The organism is Streptomyces sp. KPB2, assembly GCF_003950055.1.
GTDB classification, from domain to species: domain Bacteria; phylum Actinomycetota; class Actinomycetes; order Streptomycetales; family Streptomycetaceae; genus Streptomyces; species Streptomyces salinarius.
Map to the genome: position 1 here is coordinate 8,042,654 of NZ_CP034353.1, position 17,299 is coordinate 8,059,952.

Below are 17,299 nucleotides of genomic sequence, written 5' to 3' on the forward strand. Positions count from 1 at the left end.
CGTCACAGGACGTGGAGGTCGGGGACGTACAGGATCCACTTCCCGCCCTGCTCGCGGAACTCCCGTTCCTTCTCGACGATCTCGCCCGCGTGGTTCCACGCGAAGAGCAGCGCGTAGTCGGGATAGTCGCGGGAGAACTCCTCCAGGGGCCGGACGGGGATGTGCGAACCCGGCGTGAGCAGACCCTGCTTCGCCGGTGTCGAGTCGTAGACCACCGGGATGAGGTCCGGGCCGAGGCCGCCGTAGTTGGTGACGGTCGCGCTCTTCGCCGTGGCGCCGTACGCGGCCACGCGCGCGCCGTCCTCCTGCAGCCGACGCAGCAGCGATGCCAGGTCCTCGACGTTCCGCTTCACCTGGGTCGCGAACTGCTCCAGGGTGGAGATCTCGGCGATCCGCCGCTCCGTCTCCTCCCGCACCAGCGCTTCCACCCGCTGCGACGGCCGGCGCGCGCCGCTGCGGGCGAGGGTGTAGCGGACCTCCCCGCCGTGCACGGGGAGCCGCTCGACGTCGACGAGGTCGAAACCGAACCGGCCGGCGACGGCCCGTACCGATGTCGCCGAGAAGAGGTAGAAGTGCTCGTCGTAGATCTGGTCGAAGCTCGTGCGCTCCACCACGTCGCCGAGGTAGGGGTCCTCGAAGCAGAAGACGCCGTCGGGCGCGAGGAGCGCGTCCACGCCCCGGAACACCGAGTCCAGGTACGGGATGTGGCACATGGTGTTCGCGGCGTAGATCACCTGCGCCGGCCCCTCGGCCGCGGCCACCTCCCGGGCCAGCGACTCCTCGAAGAAGTCGATCCGCACCCGCACGCCCTTGGCGGCGGCCAGCTCGGCGACGTCACGGGAGGGGTCCACCCCCAGGTGCCGGACTCCCGCCTGGGCGACCGTGCGCAGCATGACGCCGTCGTTGCACCCGATCTCCACCACGAGCGGGTCGCCGTCGCGGCACTCGGTCTCCAGCAGGTGCCGCGCGGTGCCGGTGAAGTGCTCCCGCATCACCACGGACATGGAGGAGTGGTACGGGTAGTCCGCGCGGAACATGCGCTCGCGCGGCACCTCTTCCATGAGCTGCACCATCGTGCAGGAGCGGCACACCCCCACCGCGAGCCGGTAGAAGAACTCGCCCGACGTCTTCCCGGGCCGGAGGAAACCGTCGGAGAGGGGCTGGCGGCCGAAGTCGAAGAACTGGTGCACCGAGCCCTGACAGATGCGGCATGCAGTCATGACGTACACGGTGGCCGCCCGCTCTCGAAGGGAACTAGGCAGTTTCGTTTGGATCAGTCGGTCGTTGGTTCGGGTGTGCCGTTGACTGATGCGCAGTGGGCGCGGATTGAGCCGTTGCTCCCGGACCGGACGCCGAGGCGAGGTGGTCGCTGGCGAGACCATCGAGAGGTGATCGACGCGATCGCCTACAAGTTCCAGACCGGCACGCAGTGGGTTCACCTGCCGGAGAAGTACGGCAACTGGCGAGGGGTCTACAACCGGCTGCGGATGTGGGCCGTCGACGGCACCTGGGAGCGAGTCTTCACCGCCCTGGTCGCCCAGGCAGACGCGGACGAGGACCTCAACTGGGCCGTCTCGGTCGACTCCACCATCGTGCGGGCCCACCAGCACGCGGCCGGAGCCCGCAAAAGGGGGCCCCGGCCGGCGAGCCGACCGACCATGCCATCGGCCGGTCCCGCGGCGGACTGACCACGAAGATCCACCTCGCTGCCGACGCCCGCTGCCGGCCCCTGGCGTTCGTTCTCACCGCAGGCCAGGCCGGTGACGCACCCGCGTTCACCGACGTCATGGCCCGCCTGCGCGTTCCCCGCCGACGAGGACGACCCCGCACCAGGCCGGACCTGGTCCTGGCCGACAAGGCGTACTCCTCCCGCGCGATCCGCGAGCACCTGCGCAAGCGCGGCATCCGGGCAGTGATCCCCGTCCCCGCAGACCAGCGCGCACACCGGCTACGTCGGGGCAGCCGGGGCGGCAGGCCACCGGCCTTCGACCGCGAGACCTACAAGCAGCGCAACACCGTCGAGCGGTGCATCAACCGCCTGAAGCAGTGGCGTGGTATCGCCACCCGCTACGAAAAGACCGCCACCATCTACCTGGCCGGACTCCACATCGCGGGCATCTTCCTCTGGTCCGCCCGGTGATCCAAACGAAACTGCCTAGAACGCGACTGGACAGGCGCGGCGGCCCACGGGATCCACTCGCTGTCGAGCCGGGGTCGACGGCGGCCCGGATTAATTTCCACCGCTGTGTGCCACTCCCGAGACGAGAGCAGGAGACCGCTTGTGAAAGGCATCGTTCTGGCGGGCGGGTCGGGAACCAGACTCCACCCGATCACTCTCGCCGTGTCGAAGCAACTGCTGCCGGTCGGCGACAAACCGATGATCTACTACCCGCTGAGCGTTCTCATGCTCGCGGGCGTCCGGGACATCCTCGTCATCTCCACCCCGACCGACCTCCCCCAGTTCCAGCGGCTCCTCGGCGACGGATCCCACCTCGGGCTGCGGCTCGGCTACCGCGAGCAGCCCGAACCCAACGGCATCCCGGAGGCGTTCCTGATCGGAGCCTCCCACATCGGCGACGAGCCGGTCGCCCTCGTTCTGGGCGACAACATCTTCCACGGCCCCGCCTTCTACTCCGTGCTCGCCGACAGCCGCGCCGCGCTCGACGGCTGCGTCCTGTTCGGCCACCGGGTGAGCGACCCCCGCCCCTACGCCGTCGCCGAGGTGGACGGCGACGGCGCGCTGCTCTCGCTGGAGGAGAAGCCGGCCCGGCCGCGCTCCAACCACGCCGTCACCGGGCTCTACCTCTACGACAACACCGTCGTCGACATCGCCAAGAACCTCCGCCCGTCCGCCCGGGGCGAGCTGGAGATCACCGACGTCAACCGCGTGTACATGTCCCGCGGAAGCGCCCGGCTCGTCCACCTCGGTCGCGGCTTCGCCTGGCTGGACGCCGGCACGCCGGAGTCGCTGCTCCAGGCCGGACACTACGTGTGCACGCTGCAGGAGCGGCAAGGGGTGCGCATCGCGTGCCTGGAGGAGATCGCCCTGCGGATGGGCTTCATCACGGCCGACGCCTGCCACCGGCTCGGCAGCCGGATCGCGCACTCCGCCTACGGCCGCTACGTCATGACCATCGCCGAGGAGATCGCGGCCTGACCCGGACCGCCGTAGCGCGCGCCGGCGCCCGGCCCCCGCCCCCACGGCCGCCGGAGGGGAGAGGGCCGGGCGCCGGCCTGCGTTCAGTCCCGAGAGGGGGCCTGCGCGGCCTCTTCCGCGGGCTCCGGCCGCGCCACGAGGTCGTCGCGCAGCCGCCGGGCCAGCTCCGTCGCCGTCGGATGCTCGAACACCGCTGTCGACGGCAGCCGCAGCCCCGTCGCCGCGTTGAGCCGGTTGCGCAGTTCGACGCCCATGAGGGAGTCCAGTCCGAGCTGCTCGAAGGCACGGTCCTCGGCGACGCCCTGCGCGTCCTCGTGCCCGAGCACCGAGCCCAGGTGCATGCGCACCAGATCCGTCAGGGTCCGGGTCTGCGCCTCCTCCGACAGCGTGGCCAGCCGTTCGCGCAGCCCCGCGGGTCCGGCCTCCGGCGCGGGCCCGGCGGGGCCCGGCCGCTCCACCGCTGCCACGAGGGACCGCAGCACGGCGGGCAGCCGCTCTCCCCGCTCGCGCAGCGCGCGCTCGTCGAACGGCGTCACGACCACCACGGGAGCACCCAGGTCCTGTGCCTGGTCGAAGAGTTCCATACCGTGCTCGGTGGAGATCGGCACCAGCCCGCCCTCGGCCATGCGCCGCAGATCCGTCGCCCCGAGACCGCCGGTCATGCCGCTCTTCTGCCCCCACAGCCCCCAGGCCAGCGACACGGCCGGAAGACCGAGCCCCCGGCGGTGGCGGGCCAGGGCATCGAGGAAGGAGTTCGCCGCGGCGTAGTTGGCCTGCCCCGGCGCACCGGTGACGCCCGCGTAGGAGGAGTACAGAACGAACGCGGCCAGGTCCTGGTCCCCGGTCAGCTCGTGCAGGTGCCACGCGGCGGCCAGCTTGGGCCGCAGCACCCGGTCCAACTGCTCGGACGTCAGCGTGGTGACGGTCGCGTCGTCGAGTACGCCGGCGGCGTGCACCACGGCGGTCAGCGGCCGTTCCTGCGGCACGGACGCCACGAGCGCGGCGAGCTGCCCGCGGTCGGCCGTGTCGCACGCGGCGAGGGTCACCTGCGCCCCCAGCGCCCGCAGTTCCTCCGACAGCTCCCGCGCACCCGGTGCCCGCGCCCCGCGCCTGCCGGCCAGGATCAGATGCCGCGCCCCGTGCACCCGGACCAGGTGCCGGGCCGCCTCGGCGCCGAGGGCGCCCGTGCCGCCGGTGATCAGGACCGTCCCCTCGGGAGAGAGGGGAGCGGGTACCGTCAGGACGATCTTGCCCACGTTCCTGGCCTGCGCCAGGAAGCGGAAGGCGTCCTTGGCGCGCCGGACGTCCCACACGGTCACGGGCAGCGGCGTCAGAACCCCTCGCTCGAACAGGTCCAGTACCTCGGCGAGGATGTCCCGCAACCGTTCGGGGGCCGCTCCGGGAGTGCCCGGCTCCGTATGCGCGAGCGTGGTCAGGTCGTACGCCCGGTAGTCCACTCCCGGATGACCGTCCGCCACCTCGGCGGCGTCACGGATGTCCGTCTTGCCCATCTCCAGGAAGCGGCCGCCGCGCGGCAGCAGCCGCAGCGAGGCGTCGACGAACTCGCCCGCCAGCGAGTTCAGGACGACGTCCACGCCCCGCCCGTCCGTGGCCTCCAGGAACCGGTCGGCGAAGTCCAGGGTCCGCGAGTGCGCGATCCGGTCCTCGGGCACGCCCATCGCGCGGAGCACGTCCCACTTGCCCGGACTGGCGGTCGCGTACACCTCCGCGCCCAGGTGCCGGGCCAGCTGGAGGGCGGCCAGTCCCACGCCGCCCGCCGCCGCGTGGATGAGCACCGACTCGCCCGGCCGGACCCGTGCGAGGTCCATCAGCCCGTAGTACGCGGTGAGGAAGACGACCGGTACGGAGGCGGCCCGGGCGAACGTCCAGTCCTTCGGCATCTGCGCCACCAGCCGGCGGTCGGCGACGGCGAGTGGCCCGAACGCTCCGTCGAAGTACCCCATGACCCGGTCGCCGACGGCGAGGTCCGTGACGCCCGGACCGGTCTCGACGACCACGCCGGCGCCCTCGGCCCCCATGGTGACGTTCCGTTCGGGCACCATGCCGAGCGCGATCAGCACGTCCCGGAAGTTCACGCCCGAGGCGCGTACCGCGACCCGGACCTGCCCTTCGGCGAGCGGCGCGGTCCCCTGCGGCCAGGGCACCAGCGCCAGGTCGTCGGCCGCGCGATGGGAGACGGGCGCCAGCCGCCAGGACGGCGCTTCCGGCGGCGCCAGTTCCGCGGCCGCCCGCTCGATCCTGGGCGCCAGGACCGTGCCGTCCCGCAGGGCCACTTCGGGCTCCCGTGCCGCCAGCGCCGCAGGCAGCGCCGCGAGGGAGGACTCGCGCCCGTCCGTGTCGACCAGCACGACCCGGTCGGGGTTCTCGGTCTGCGCGCTGCGGACCAGGCCCCAGGCCGCGGCGAGGGCCGGATCCACCGGCTCCGCCTCGTCGGCGGCCACGGCGCCCCGCGTCAGCAGGACCAGGCGGCTGTCCGGGTGGGAGGACCGGGTGAGCCAGGCCCGGAGTGTGCCGAGCAGCTCGTGGAGGTGGCGCGGGGAGGGGAGGGCGTCGAGGGGTGGAGTGGCCAGGGGCAGCACGGCGGTGACCGGCTCGGCCGCGGGGAGGGCCGCGAGGCCGCCGGTGTGGACGGTGTGCGGGTGGGGGAGGGCGGACCCGGCCGTCCCGTCGCCGTCGTCGGTGACGAGCGTCAAAGGGGGAAGGTCTCCCGCTGCCGGCTCGGCGGTGACCGGGGTCCAGGCAACGGTGTGCAGCGCGGGCGGCCGCAGTCCGGCGCGGCGCAGATCTACGCCGTCCACCCGGGCGAAGGGGACGCCCTCCTGGTCGTACAGGGTGACGCCGCCCGTCGCCCCCGTCAGACGGGCCCGGACGGGGCCGCTCACCGGTTCGCCGTACAGGGTGACGCCGCTGAAGGAGAACGGCAGCCGCGTGGCTCCAGGGTCGTCGAGGGAGGACAGCAGGAGCGGGTGGAGCGCCCCGTCCAGCAGCGCCGGATGCAGGTGAAAGCCGCCGTCGGAGGGCGCGTCGAGGTCGAGGTGGAAGTCGCCGTCGGCCCGGTGGAGCCGGCGGGCCGGCCGGAAGGCGGGCCCGTAGCGGTATCCGGCGTCGGCGCAGCGCTCGTAGAAGGCGTCCAGATCGAGCGGGGCCGCGGTTTCCGGGACGCCCGGAGCGTTGGGCGCGGCCGGACGGTGCGTGCCGAGCGTGCCGGTGGCGTGCGTGACCCAGGCCCCTGCGTCGTCCGAGGGCCGGCTGTGCACGGTGACGGTACGGCGCCCGGCGGCGTCCGGCTCGCCGACCAGCAACTGCACGTCGTGGCGGGAGCCCTCGGCCAGGGGCAGGGGGGCGGTGAGGGTCAGCTCCTCGACGTGCGGGCAGCCGGTGTGCCGTCCGGCGTGGAGGGCGAGTGAGACGAAGAGCGTGCCCGGAGCCAGGATCGTCCCCTGTACGCGGTGGTCGGCGAGCCACGGGTGGTCCTCGACGGCGAGGCTCCCGGTGAAGAGCGTCGCGTGGTCGGCGGCCAGCTCGGTGGTCCCGGTCAGGACGGGGTGTGCGCCGGGGCCGGGCCCGGCCGCCGTGGCGGCCCGGGGCGGGTCGATCCAGTACCGCTGTCGTTCGAAGGGGTAGAGGGGCAGGTCGACGTGGCGGGCGCCGGTGCCGTCGAACAGACGCGCCCAGTCCACGTCGACCCCCCGGACGAAGGCCCGCGCCACCGACGACAGCAGGTGGGCGAGGCCGCCCTGGTCCCGGCGCAGCGACCCCACGACCACGGCGTCCGCACCGGCGGCCTCGGCCGTCTCCTCGATGGCCACGGCGAGGACCGGGTGCGGGCTCATCTCCAGGAAGGCGTCGTACCGCTCCCGCAGCAGCGTTCGCACGGCGTCTTCCAGCCGGACGGTCTCGCGCAGGTTGCGGTACCAGTACTCCGCGTCCGCCCCGCCGTCGGTGAGCCAGTCGCCGGTGACGGTGGACAACAGCGGTACCTCGGCCGGGCGCGGTTCGATCTCGCCCAGGAGCCGCGCCAGTTCGTCCCGCACCTGTTCGACCTGCGCCGAGTGGGAGGCGTAGTCGACCGGGATGGTCCGCGCCTTCACGCCCGCCTCGGTCAGCTCCCCGTGCAGTGCGCCGAGCGCGTCCGACGCGCCGGACACCACGGTGGACAGCGGTCCGTTCACGGCCGCCACCGACAACGTCCCCTTCCACCGGGTGAGCCACCGGTCGACCTCCGTCCGAGGCAGGGGGACGGACATCATGCCGCCCCCGCCCGTCAGCCGCAGCAGGGCCCGGCTGCGCAGCGCCACGACGCGGGCCGCGTCCTCCAGGGAGAGGATCCCCGCGACGCAGGCGGCCGCGATCTCGCCCTGCGAGTGACCCACCACGGCCGCAGGCTCCACACCGTACGAGCGCCAGACGGCCGCCAGGGACACCATGACCGCGAACAGAGCGGGCTGCACCACGTCCACCCGGTCCTGCTCGGCCGCCCCTTCGGCGCCGCTCACCACGGCCGTCAGGTCCCAGTCGACGTGCGGCGCGAGCGCCCGTGCGCAGTCGGCCATGCGCTGCGCGAACACCGGTGAGGAGTCGAGCAGTTCACGCGCCATGCCGATCCACTGCGAACCCTGGCCGGGGAAGACGAAGACCGGTTTGCGGCGCGGGGCGCCCCCCTCGCCGGTGGTGAGGTGGGGGTGGGGTTGGTTGGTGGTGAGGTGGTGGAGGGTGGTGGTGAGGGTGGTGGGGTCGGGGGTGAGGATGACGGCGCGGTGGGGTGGTGGGTGCGGGTGGCGAGGGTGTGGGCGGTGTGGGTGGGGTGGTGGTGGGTGGGGTGTTGGGTGAGGTGGTGTGCGTGGGTGTGGAGGGCGGTGGGGGTTTTGGCGGTGAGGATGTAGGGGGTGATGGGGAGGGTGGTGGGTTGTTGGGGGGTGGGGGTGGTGGGGGGTTCTTCGAGGATGAGGTGGGCGTTGGTGCCGCTGATGCCGAAGGAGGAGATGGCTGCGCGGCGGGGTCGGTGGGGGTTGTGGGGCCAGGGTTGGGGTTGGGTGAGGAGTTGGAGGGGGGTGTTGTTCCAGTCGATGTGGGGGGTGGGTTGGTCGGTGTGGAGGGTTTTGGGGAGGAGGTTGTGGTGGAGGGCTTGGATCATTTTGATGACGCCGGCGGCTCCGGCGGCGGCTTGGGTGTGCCCGAGGTTGGACTTGAGGGAGCCGAGCCACAGGGGGCGGGTGCGGTCTTGGCCGTAGACGGTGTGGAGTGCCTGGACTTCGATGGGGTCGCCGAGGGGGGTGGCGGTGCCGTGGGCTTCGATGGCGTCGATGTCGTGGGGGGTGAGGTGGGCGGTGGTGAGGGTGTGGTGGATGAGGCGTTGTTGGGCTTGGCCGTTGGGGGCGGTGAGGCCGTTGGAGGGGCCGTCCTGGTTGGTGGCGGTGGCGCGGATGACGGCGTGGACGGTGTGGTTGTTGCGTTGTGCTTGGGTGAGGGGTTCGAGGAGGAGGGCTGTTCCTTCGGACCAGCCGGTGCCGTTGGCGTGGGCGGAGAAGGAGCGGCAGTGTCCGTCGGGGGAGAGTCCTTGGAGGCGGCTGAATTCGATGAAGGTGCCGGGGGTGGCCATGATGGTGGTGCCGCCGGCGAGGGCGAGGGTGCATTCGTTGTTGCGGAGGGCTTGGGTGGCGGTGTGGAGGGCGACGAGGGAGGAGGAGCAGGCGGTGTCGAGGGTGAGCGCGGGGCCGGTGAACCCGAACTGGTACGCCAGCCGCCCCGAGAGCACACTGCCGAGGTTCCCGGTCAGCAGCAGCCCCTCCAGGTCCCTGGGCATCTGCCCCGCGGCCGGCGCGTAGTCGTGGTACATCATGCCCACGAAGACGCCGGTGTCGGTGCCGTGGAGGGTGGTGGGGTCGATGCCGGCGTGTTCGAGGGTGTGCCAGGCGGTTTCGAGGAGGCTGCGTTGCTGGGGGTCCATGGCGAGGGCTTCGCGGGGGGAGATGCCGAAGAAGTGGGCGTCGAACTGGTCGGCGTCGTGGAGGAAGCCGCCTTTGCGGGTGTAGGTGGTGCCGGGGTGGGTGGGGTCGGGGTGGTGGAGGTTGTCGGGCCAGCCGCGGTTGGTGGGGAAGTCGGTGATGGCGTGGCGTTCTTCGGTGAGGAGTTGCCAGAGTTGTTCGGGGGTGGTGATGCCGCCGGGGAAGCGGCAGCCGATGCCGATGATCGCGATGGCGTCGTTGTCGGGGTCGGTGGTGTCGGAGGGCGCCGGGGGTGAGGTGAGGAGTGCGGGGGCGGCGGGCCGGTCCCGGTCTGCGGGGTGCAGCAGTTCCGCGAGGTGGTCGGCCAGCGCCCGCGGCGTCGGATGCTCGAAGATCACGCCCGCCGACAGGTCCAGGCCGGTCGCCGTCGACAGGTCCTCGCTGAGCGCGAGCGCCGACATCGAGTCCATGCCCAGGTCGGTGAAGGGCGCGGAGGCGTCGACGGGCTCTGCGTCCGTGCTGCCGAGCACGGCCGCCAGGTGCTCGACCACCAGGTCCAGTACGGCCCGTCGCCGTTCCCGCTCCGGCAGCGGGGACGGGCCCCGCACGACGGAGGGGAAGCGGTCCGGCTCCTCCTCCGCCGGGGGACGCGCCGGGGCGGTGCCGGCGGCGGAAGGCCGGTCCGGGGTCTCCAGCCAGTGGCTGCGGCGCCGGAAGGCGTACGTGGGCAGCTTCACCCTCGGACCGCGGCGCGGGGTCAGCTCCGCCCAGTCCACCTCGGTGCCGCGCACGTGGACGGCGCCCAGGGCGGTCAGCAGTGTCTCCTCCTCGGGCCGTCCGGCGCGCAGCACGGCTGCGGCCATGCCGGGGGAGGGGTCCGGGACGCAGCGCGGCACGAGAGCGGACAGCACCGCGTCCGGCCCCAGCTCGAGGAAGGTGTCCGCCCCCCGTTCACGAAGGGCGCGGACGGCGTCCAGGAACCGGACGGGCCTGCGGACATGGCTCACCCAGTACTCCGGGGAGCACAGCTCCGTCCCGGCCGCGATCCGCCCGGTCACCGTGGACACGACCGGGACCCGGGGCGGCCGGTACGACAGCCCGGCGCACACCCGCCCGAACTCCCGCAGGACCGGCTCCATGAGCGGGGAGTGAAAGGCGTGCGTGACCGCCAGCGGTCGGGTGCGCACTCCCCCCTCGCGCAGCAGCGAGGTGACCTCCTCGACCGCCGGCCCGGCGCCCGAGACGACCACGTGCCGGGGACCGTTGACCGCCGCCAGCGTCACGCCCCCTTCCCGGCCCGCCAGCAGCGGCGCCACCTCCGCCTCCGGGGCGAAGACGGCCGTCATGGCGCCGCCCGGCGGCAGCGCTGCCATCAGCCGGCCGCGGGCCGCGATCAGCGCGCAGGCGTCGGGCAGCGAGAGCACGCCGGCCGCGTGGGCGGCCGCCACCTCGCCGACCGAGTGACCGGCCACCAGGGCCGGCCGCACCCCGAGCGAGCACACGAGGCGGTACAGCGCGGTCTCCAGGGCGAACAGCGCGGCCTGGCCCAGATCCGTCCGCGCGAGCGTGCCGCCCTCCTCGGCGAAGACCTCGTCCGCGAGGCGGACGCCGAGCAGCGGATCGAGCTCGGCGCACACCTCGTCGAAGGCGCCGGCGAACACGCCGAAGGACGCGTACAGCTCCCGGCCCACGCCCGGTCGCAGCCCGCCCTGACCGGTGAACAGCACGGCCGCCGCGCCGTCGCGGGCCCGTCCCGTCACCGTGCCCGGCGCCGCCCGCCCGTCCGCCACCGCGGTCAGCCCGGCCAGCAGGGTCTCGCGGTCGCGGCCCACCACCACGGCCCGGTCCTCGAAGAGGGCGCGGGTGGTGACCAGCGCCCGGGCGGTGTCCCCGGCGGTGACGGAGGCGTCGGCCTCGAGGAAGGCGGCCAGCCGGCGGGCCTGCGCCCGCAGCGCCGCCCCGCCGCGTCCGGACACCACCCAGGGCAGCACCCGGCGGTCCTCGTCCGGACCGTCGTCCCGGTGCGGACCGGCGGCCGGGGCGGCGTACGGCGCCGCCTCCGCGACCACCACGTGGCAGTTGGCGCCGCCCATACCGAACGCGCTGACCCCCGCCACCAGCGGCTGCTCCGGCTCCGGCCACGGGCCGAACCGCTGCCGCACCGTCAGGTTCAGCCGTTCCGGGTCGATGTCCGGGGGCGGGGCTGTGAAGTTGAGGCTGGCCGGCAGGCTCCGGTGCTCCAGGCACAGCAGCGTCTTGATGAGCCCGGCGATGCCTGCCGCGCCTTCGAGGTGGCCGATGTTGGTCTTCACCGACCCGACGTGCACCGGGTGGCCCGGCTCGCGCGCGCTGCCCAGGGCTTCCCCCAGCGCGGCCGCCTCGACCGGGTCGCCGGCCCGGGTACCGGTGCCGTGCAGCTCGACGTACTGCACCTGGGTCGGCTGCACCCGCGCCCGCGCGCACGCGGCGCGCACCACCTGGGACTGCGCCTCGGCGCTGGGCCGGGTGAGGCTGTCGCCCCAGCCGTTGTTCACCGCGCTCCCCGCGATGACGCCGTACACGTGGTCTCCGTCCGCCACGGCCCGGTGCAGGGGCTTGAGCAGGACGGCGCCGCCGCCCTCCCCGCGGACGTAGCCGTTGGCGCGGGCGTCGAAGGTGTAGCAGCGGCCGTCGGGGGAGAGCCCGCCCCAGCGGGAGGAGATCAGGGAGGACTCGGCGAGCAGCGCGAGGTTCACGCCGGCGGCGACGGCCGCCTCGGACTCCCCGCGGTGCAGGCTCTCGCAGGCGAGGTGCACCGCGACCAGGGACGAGGACTGCCCGGTGTCCACGGTCATGCTCGGACCCTGGACCCGCAGGAAGTGCGAGAGCCGGTTGGCGATGATGCCCCGGTGGATGCCGGTCTGGGTGTGCTGCGCCGCCGAGTCGCGCGCGGTGCGGTAGGCGAGGTACGCGTAGTCGTCCCAGATCGTGCCGACGAACACGCCGAGCCGGCTGCCGGCGATCCCGGCGGGCACGATGCCGGCGTCTTCGAGGACCTCCCAGCCCAGTTCCAGGACCAGCCGCTGACGGGGGTCCATGGCAGCGGCCTCGCGCGGGGAGATCCGGAAGAAGCCCGCGTCGAAACGGTCCACCCCGTCGAGGAAGGAACCCCACTCCGCGGTGCCGTCACCGCCTCTGCGGTTCTCGGGCGCCCGGCGCACCGTGTGCCCGCCCTCGCGCAGCAGCCGCCAGAATGCCTGCGGGTTGGGTGCGTCGGGGAAGCGGCACGCGATGCCGACGACGGCGATCGGCCCGACGGGAGCCGTACCGCCGTGGGGAAGGGATGGAGAGGAGGAAGTGCCAGACATCCGAGCGACTCCAAGACATGACGGGAGGGGAGAGGAAAGAAGGGAAGGAGCGCGTTCAGCGGGCGGCGTGCGGCGAGGCCCAGTCCGGTCGCCGTGTGATCTCCAGTACCGCGCAGCCCCAGCTGTAGCCCGCGCCGGCGCCGACCAGCAGACAGCGGTCGCCCGGCACTGCCCTGCCCGAGCCGGCCAGGTGGTCCAGGCTCGCGAACTGGTCCCCGGCGCCGAGGTGACCGACGGTGCGGCTCCACTCCCAGGCGGTGCGCGCCGGGTCGATCCCGAACCGTTCGTAGTACAGGGACTCCAGGCGCAGTCGGCCGAAGTGCGGCAGCACCACCCAGTCGATCTCCGGCAGTGCGAGTCCCGCGTCGGACAGTGCGTGCTTGATCACCGTGGTCTGACCCTCGGCGAGCCGGCGCAGCGCGAACGACAGGCCGTGCCGCCGGTTGAAGACCCGGGTCGTGTCCTCGAAGGACAGCGGCGTGCGATGGCTGAGCGGCGCCGCCGCGAACGGGTCGTCGCCGCGGTGCAGCGGCTCCAGCTCGGGGTCCGCGGACATCACCAGGGACGTCAGCCGGGCGAAGCCCTCGCGGCGGGAGAGGACGAGCGCGGTCCCGCCGTCGGCGTACGGCGTGCCCGGGTCCGTGCGCCAGCGGTCGAAGCCGGGCATGCAGTACCGGTCTCCGGTGGTCAGCAGCGCGTCCCGCCGTTCCGGGGCGCCCGCCAGATAGGAAGCCGCCAGATCCAGCGCGGCCATGCCGCCGTTGGACATCTGCCGGATCTCCACGGCCGGGCACTGGTTGGCCAAGGTCTCGCGCTGCACGTACGAGGCCACGGCCCAGGCGTCGTGCCCCTGGAACCAGGTGTCGGCGTGCAGGATCAGATCGACGTCGGCGGATGTGGACCCGGCCCGGGCCAGCGCGGTCCGCGCCGCCCGGACGGCCATCTCGGGCGCCGCGGCGTCGTCGGAGACCGTCACGGACTCCATGCCGGTGCGGGCGGCCACCACGGGCGGGCAGTCGCCCGCCGCGACGGCGTCGGCGAGCGAGCGGCGGGGCGGCAGCCAGGTGGCGGTGGCCCGCACATGGATGTCTTCGAACCTCACATCAGCCTCCTGGAACGGCGGACTCGTGCGGCGGGGGAGGGGAAGGGGGCGGTCCGAGAGCCGGCCGGGCCCGGTTCACCAGGCGACGTCCAGTCCCCACACGCCGTAGACGATCGCCCGTTCCTTGGTGCGCAGTTCGCCGACCGGCGTGGCCAGGCGCAGGGCGGGGACGCGCTGGAGGAGCCTGGTGAGCACGATCTCCAGCTCGAGGCGGGCCAGGTCGGCGCCGATGCACAGATGGGCACCGTGACCGAACCCGATGTGCCGCCTGCTGCCGCGGGCGAGGACCAACCGGTCGGGCCGGTCGAAGGCGCGCGGATCGCGGTTGGCCCCCTGGAGCAGGACCAGGATGCCGGCGCCCTCGGGGATGACCTCACCGCCGATCTCGATGTCCTCCAGAGCCACGCGGGGCACCGCGAGGTCGCCGAGACCGAGCCAGCGCACCAGCTCCTCCACCGCCGCGTGGATCAGGGACGGGTCGGCGACGAGAGCGGCCATCTGCTCGGGGTGCTCCAGGAGCGCGGCGACGCCCAGCGTGATGTGGTTGGCGGTCGTCTCGTGTCCGCCGTTGATCAGCATCCGGCAGGTGTTCACCACGTCCCGGACGTCGTAGTCGCCGTCCTCGGCGCGGTACGCGGCCACCGTCCTGCTGATCAGGTCGTCGCCGGGCTCACGTTCCTTGCGGCGCACCAGGTCTTCCAGGTACGCGCCCACCTCCACCACCGCCGCCTCGCGCTCGGCCTGCGAACTGGTGCCGCCGAACAGCCGTTCGCCGTGCTGCTGGAGGAACCCCCGGTCCTCGGCCGGCACGCCGAGCAGGTCGCAGATCATCGCCATCGGGGCGGGCAGGGAAACCAGCCGGTGCAGGTCGGCCGGCGGCCCCGCGGCCAGCAGGGCGTCGATGCAGGCGTCGGTGGTGCGCTCCATGCTCGCGCGCAGCCGCTGGACGTTCCGGTGCGTGAAGGACGCGGCGACCTTGCGCCGGGCCTCGGTGTGCCGGGGCGGGTCGTAGGCGATGAAGGAGCTGTCGGTGCGCATCTGCGGCGGCGCGTCGAAGTAGAACGGGTAGTTGGCGTGTGTGCGCGAGGAGCTGACCTTGTCGGTGGTGAGGATCTGCCGGGCCTCGCGCAGACCGCTCACCACCCATGCCTCGCGGCCCGTGGCGAGCCGCACCTTGGCCACCGGCCGCCGGTCGATCAGCTCCGCGTACTGCCGGGGCGGGGAGAACGGGCAGGCCCGCTCGTAGGGAAAGGTCTCCTGGGCGGGCTGCCCCGTGGACTCGGTGCTGATGTCGGCCGTGGTCATTGGTCCCCCAGACGGAAGCGTCGTGGCAGCGGGACGGGGCCGCGACGCCGGTCGGACGTCGCGGCCCCGTGAGCTGCCACCGAGTCTTCGTCTGCTCTCTCGGCCATGGCTGGAAGGCGACTTGAGCGTCGCGGCCGAAGGGGGGTCAGCCGCCCGCGCAGAACCGCCGCAGATGCTCGCCCGTGACCGACCCCTCGGCGGCCAGCAGCGCCGCCGGTGTGCCGGTGAACACCACCTCGCCGCCGTGCCGGCCGCCGCCGGGACCGAGATCGACCACCCAGTCCGCGCGCCGCACCACCTCCAGGTCGTGTTCCACGACGATCACGGTGTTGCCCCGGTCGACCAGGCGGTCCAGCAGCGCGACCAGGCCGTCCACGTCCGCCCGGTGCAGGCCGGTGGTCGGTTCGTCGAGCACGTACACGCCGTGCGAGCGCTCCAGCTGGCCCGCCAGTTTCAGCCGTTGCCGCTCGCCCCCGGACAGGGTGCTCAGCGACCTGCCGAGGGTGAGGTACGGCAGCCCGACGTCGACGAGACGGCTGATCCGGCCGGTGATCTCCGGCTCGGTGAAGAAGTCCAGGGCGTCCTGCGCGGTCATCTCCAGCACGTCCGCGACGGACCGGCCGCGCAGCCGGTGCCGGAGCACCTGCTCCTGGAACCGGCGGCCCCCGCACCCCTCGCAGGGCAGCCGCACCGGGTCCATATAGGCCAGCTCCGTGACGATCTCGCCCCGGCCCTGGCACGTGCCGCAGGCCCCGGCGGAGTTGAAGCTGAACAGACCGGCCGGAGCGCCGGTGGCCCTGGCGAACAGCTTGCGCAGCGGATCCATCGCCTGGAGGAAGCTCACCGGCGTGGACCGCGCGGAGGCCCGAACCGGGGACTGGTCGACGAAGACCGCGTCCGGGTGCGCCTGGCGGAACGCCCCGGTGACCAGGGAGCTCTTGCCGGACCCCGCGACCCCGGTCACCGCCGTCAGCACCCCGGTCGGGAAGGCGACGGACACGTTCCGGAGGTTGTTCAGGTCCGCTCCCTCCACGGACAGCTTCCCGGTGGGCCGCCGGGCCTCCGACTTGACCGTGCCCCGGCGCCGCAGGGCCCGGCCGGTGACGGTGTCCGCCCCGAGCAGCCCCCCGAAGGGTCCCGTGTACACGACCTCGCCGCCGTGCGGGCCGGCCCCCGGACCGAGGTCGACGACATGGTCGGCCAGGGCGATGACGTCCGGGTCGTGCTCGACGACGACCAGGGTGTTGCCCCGGTCGCACAGGGCCCGCATCAACTCGCCGAGCCTGCCCACGTCCTGCGGGTGCAGACCGGTGCTGGGTTCGTCGAAGACGTACGTCATGCCCGTCAGGCTGCTGCTGAGGTGCCGCACCATCTTCAGCCGCTGCGCCTCGCCGCCGGACAGTGAGGTGGAGGAGCGGTCCAGGGACAGGTAGCCCAGACCGATCGCCACCACCCGGCTCAGCCCTTCGCGCAGGTCGGCCGCGATCTGCGCCCCCACCGGGTCCGTGATCGTCTCCAGGAACGGGACGAGTTCGCCGACCTCCATCCGGGAGAGGTCGGCGATGGTGCGCCCCTCGATCGTCGACGCCAGGGTCGGCGGAGCCAGCCGGGCGCCGCCGCAGGACGTGCACGGGCCGAGGGAGACGAACCGCTCCACGTTGGCCCGGGCGCGCTCGCCGAGGGTGCTCAGGTCGCGCTTGAGGTTGGTACGGGCGAAACGGGCGACGACGCCCTCGTAGGCGAGGGTGGTCGTGGTGTTCGCCGTGCGCACGGTCACCGTGCCGCCGCTGCCGTGCAGCAGGGTGTGCCACTCCTGCTCGGTGTAGTCGCACAGCCGCTTGGAGGTGTCGAAGTGGCCGGAATTGGCGTACTGCTGCCAGTCCATGCTGCCCACCTTGTGGGTGGGCAGCAGGATGGCACCCTCGTCCAGGGACTTGGAGCGGTCCAGCATCCGCTCCACGTCCACCTGGCGCTCCTGCCCCAGGCCCTCGCACTGCGGGCACATGCCCTGCGGGTCGTTGAAGGAGTACGCACCGGGCGGCAGGGCCGGCTCGGCGCAGTGGGAGAACAACACGCGCAGCGTCGACGACAGGTCCGTCAGAGTGCCGACGGTGGAGCGCGCGTTGCCGCCGAGCGGCTTCTGGTCGACCACGACGGGAGCGGTCAGGTTCTCCACCGCGGTCACGTGCGGGCGGCCGTAGCGGGGAAGCTGGTTGCGGATGAACCAGTTGAAGGTGGCGTACAACTGCCGTTGGGACTCCACCGCCAGGGTGTCGAACACCAGCGACGACTTGCCCGAGCCGGACACCCCGGTGAACACGGTGATCCGGTTCCTCGGGATCGTCAGCGACACGTCCTTAAGGTTGTTCTCACGGGCTCCGACGATCCTGACGCCGTCGTCGGAACCCGTGTCCGGCATTGT

At 73.1% G+C, this 17,299-nt stretch carries 8 protein-coding genes; 2 read left to right on the plus strand and 6 right to left on the minus strand.

Annotated elements, in window-relative coordinates; all coding sequences use genetic code 11:
• Positions 1-2 precede the first annotated feature (2 nt).
• Positions 3-1,220, minus strand: coding sequence for a class I SAM-dependent methyltransferase (locus D1J63_RS36470; protein ID WP_125635028.1), 1,218 nt, complete (start codon positions 1,218-1,220; stop codon positions 3-5).
• Positions 1,221-1,268: 48 nt separating this feature from the next.
• Here D1J63_RS36470 and D1J63_RS36475 point away from each other — a divergent pair.
• Together D1J63_RS36475 and rfbA are read left to right on the plus strand one after the other, a co-directional pair.
• Positions 1,269-2,140 (plus strand): IS5 family transposase gene (locus D1J63_RS36475; RefSeq protein ID WP_241235487.1). Its coding sequence is split into 2 segments (ribosomal slippage): positions 1,269-1,629 and positions 1,629-2,140, totalling 873 coding nucleotides; the frame shifts between segments, so codons are not numbered across the junction.
• 141 nt (positions 2,141-2,281) lie between these two features.
• Complete coding sequence (rfbA, locus tag D1J63_RS36480) at positions 2,282-3,157, plus strand: glucose-1-phosphate thymidylyltransferase RfbA (RefSeq protein WP_125635030.1); 876 nt, start codon at positions 2,282-2,284, stop codon at positions 3,155-3,157.
• 83 nt (positions 3,158-3,240) lie between these two features.
• Here the strand turns inward: rfbA and D1J63_RS36485 are convergent, their stop codons facing one another.
• The 5 genes from D1J63_RS36485 to D1J63_RS36505 all read right to left on the minus strand — a co-directional run bounded on the left by D1J63_RS36485 (position 3,241) and on the right by D1J63_RS36505 (position 17,296).
• Positions 3,241-7,776 carry an SDR family NAD(P)-dependent oxidoreductase gene (locus D1J63_RS36485; protein WP_164713135.1) on the minus strand — a complete coding sequence of 1,512 codons (4,536 nt, stop codon included), beginning with the start codon at positions 7,774-7,776 and terminating at the stop codon, positions 3,241-3,243.
• Entirely contained in the window at positions 7,683-12,470 is a 4,788-nt protein-coding gene (locus D1J63_RS36490) for a type I polyketide synthase (RefSeq protein WP_125635034.1), read from the minus strand. The genes D1J63_RS36485 and D1J63_RS36490 overlap by 94 nt, the downstream gene beginning before the upstream one ends.
• A gap of 55 nt (positions 12,471-12,525) precedes the next feature.
• Complete coding sequence (locus D1J63_RS36495; RefSeq protein WP_125635037.1) at positions 12,526-13,572, minus strand: ketoacyl-ACP synthase III family protein; 1,047 nt, start codon at positions 13,570-13,572, stop codon at positions 12,526-12,528.
• A gap of 75 nt (positions 13,573-13,647) precedes the next feature.
• The gene (locus D1J63_RS36500) at positions 13,648-14,877 is read right to left on the minus strand and encodes a cytochrome P450 (protein WP_125635040.1); all 1,230 of its coding nucleotides are present in this window, start codon (positions 14,875-14,877) and stop codon (positions 13,648-13,650) included.
• Positions 14,878-15,022: 145 nt separating this feature from the next.
• A complete protein-coding gene (locus D1J63_RS36505; protein WP_125635042.1) occupies positions 15,023-17,296 on the minus strand; it encodes an excinuclease ABC subunit UvrA in 2,274 nt (757 codons plus the stop codon).
• Between the last annotated feature and the right edge of the window lie 3 nt (positions 17,297-17,299).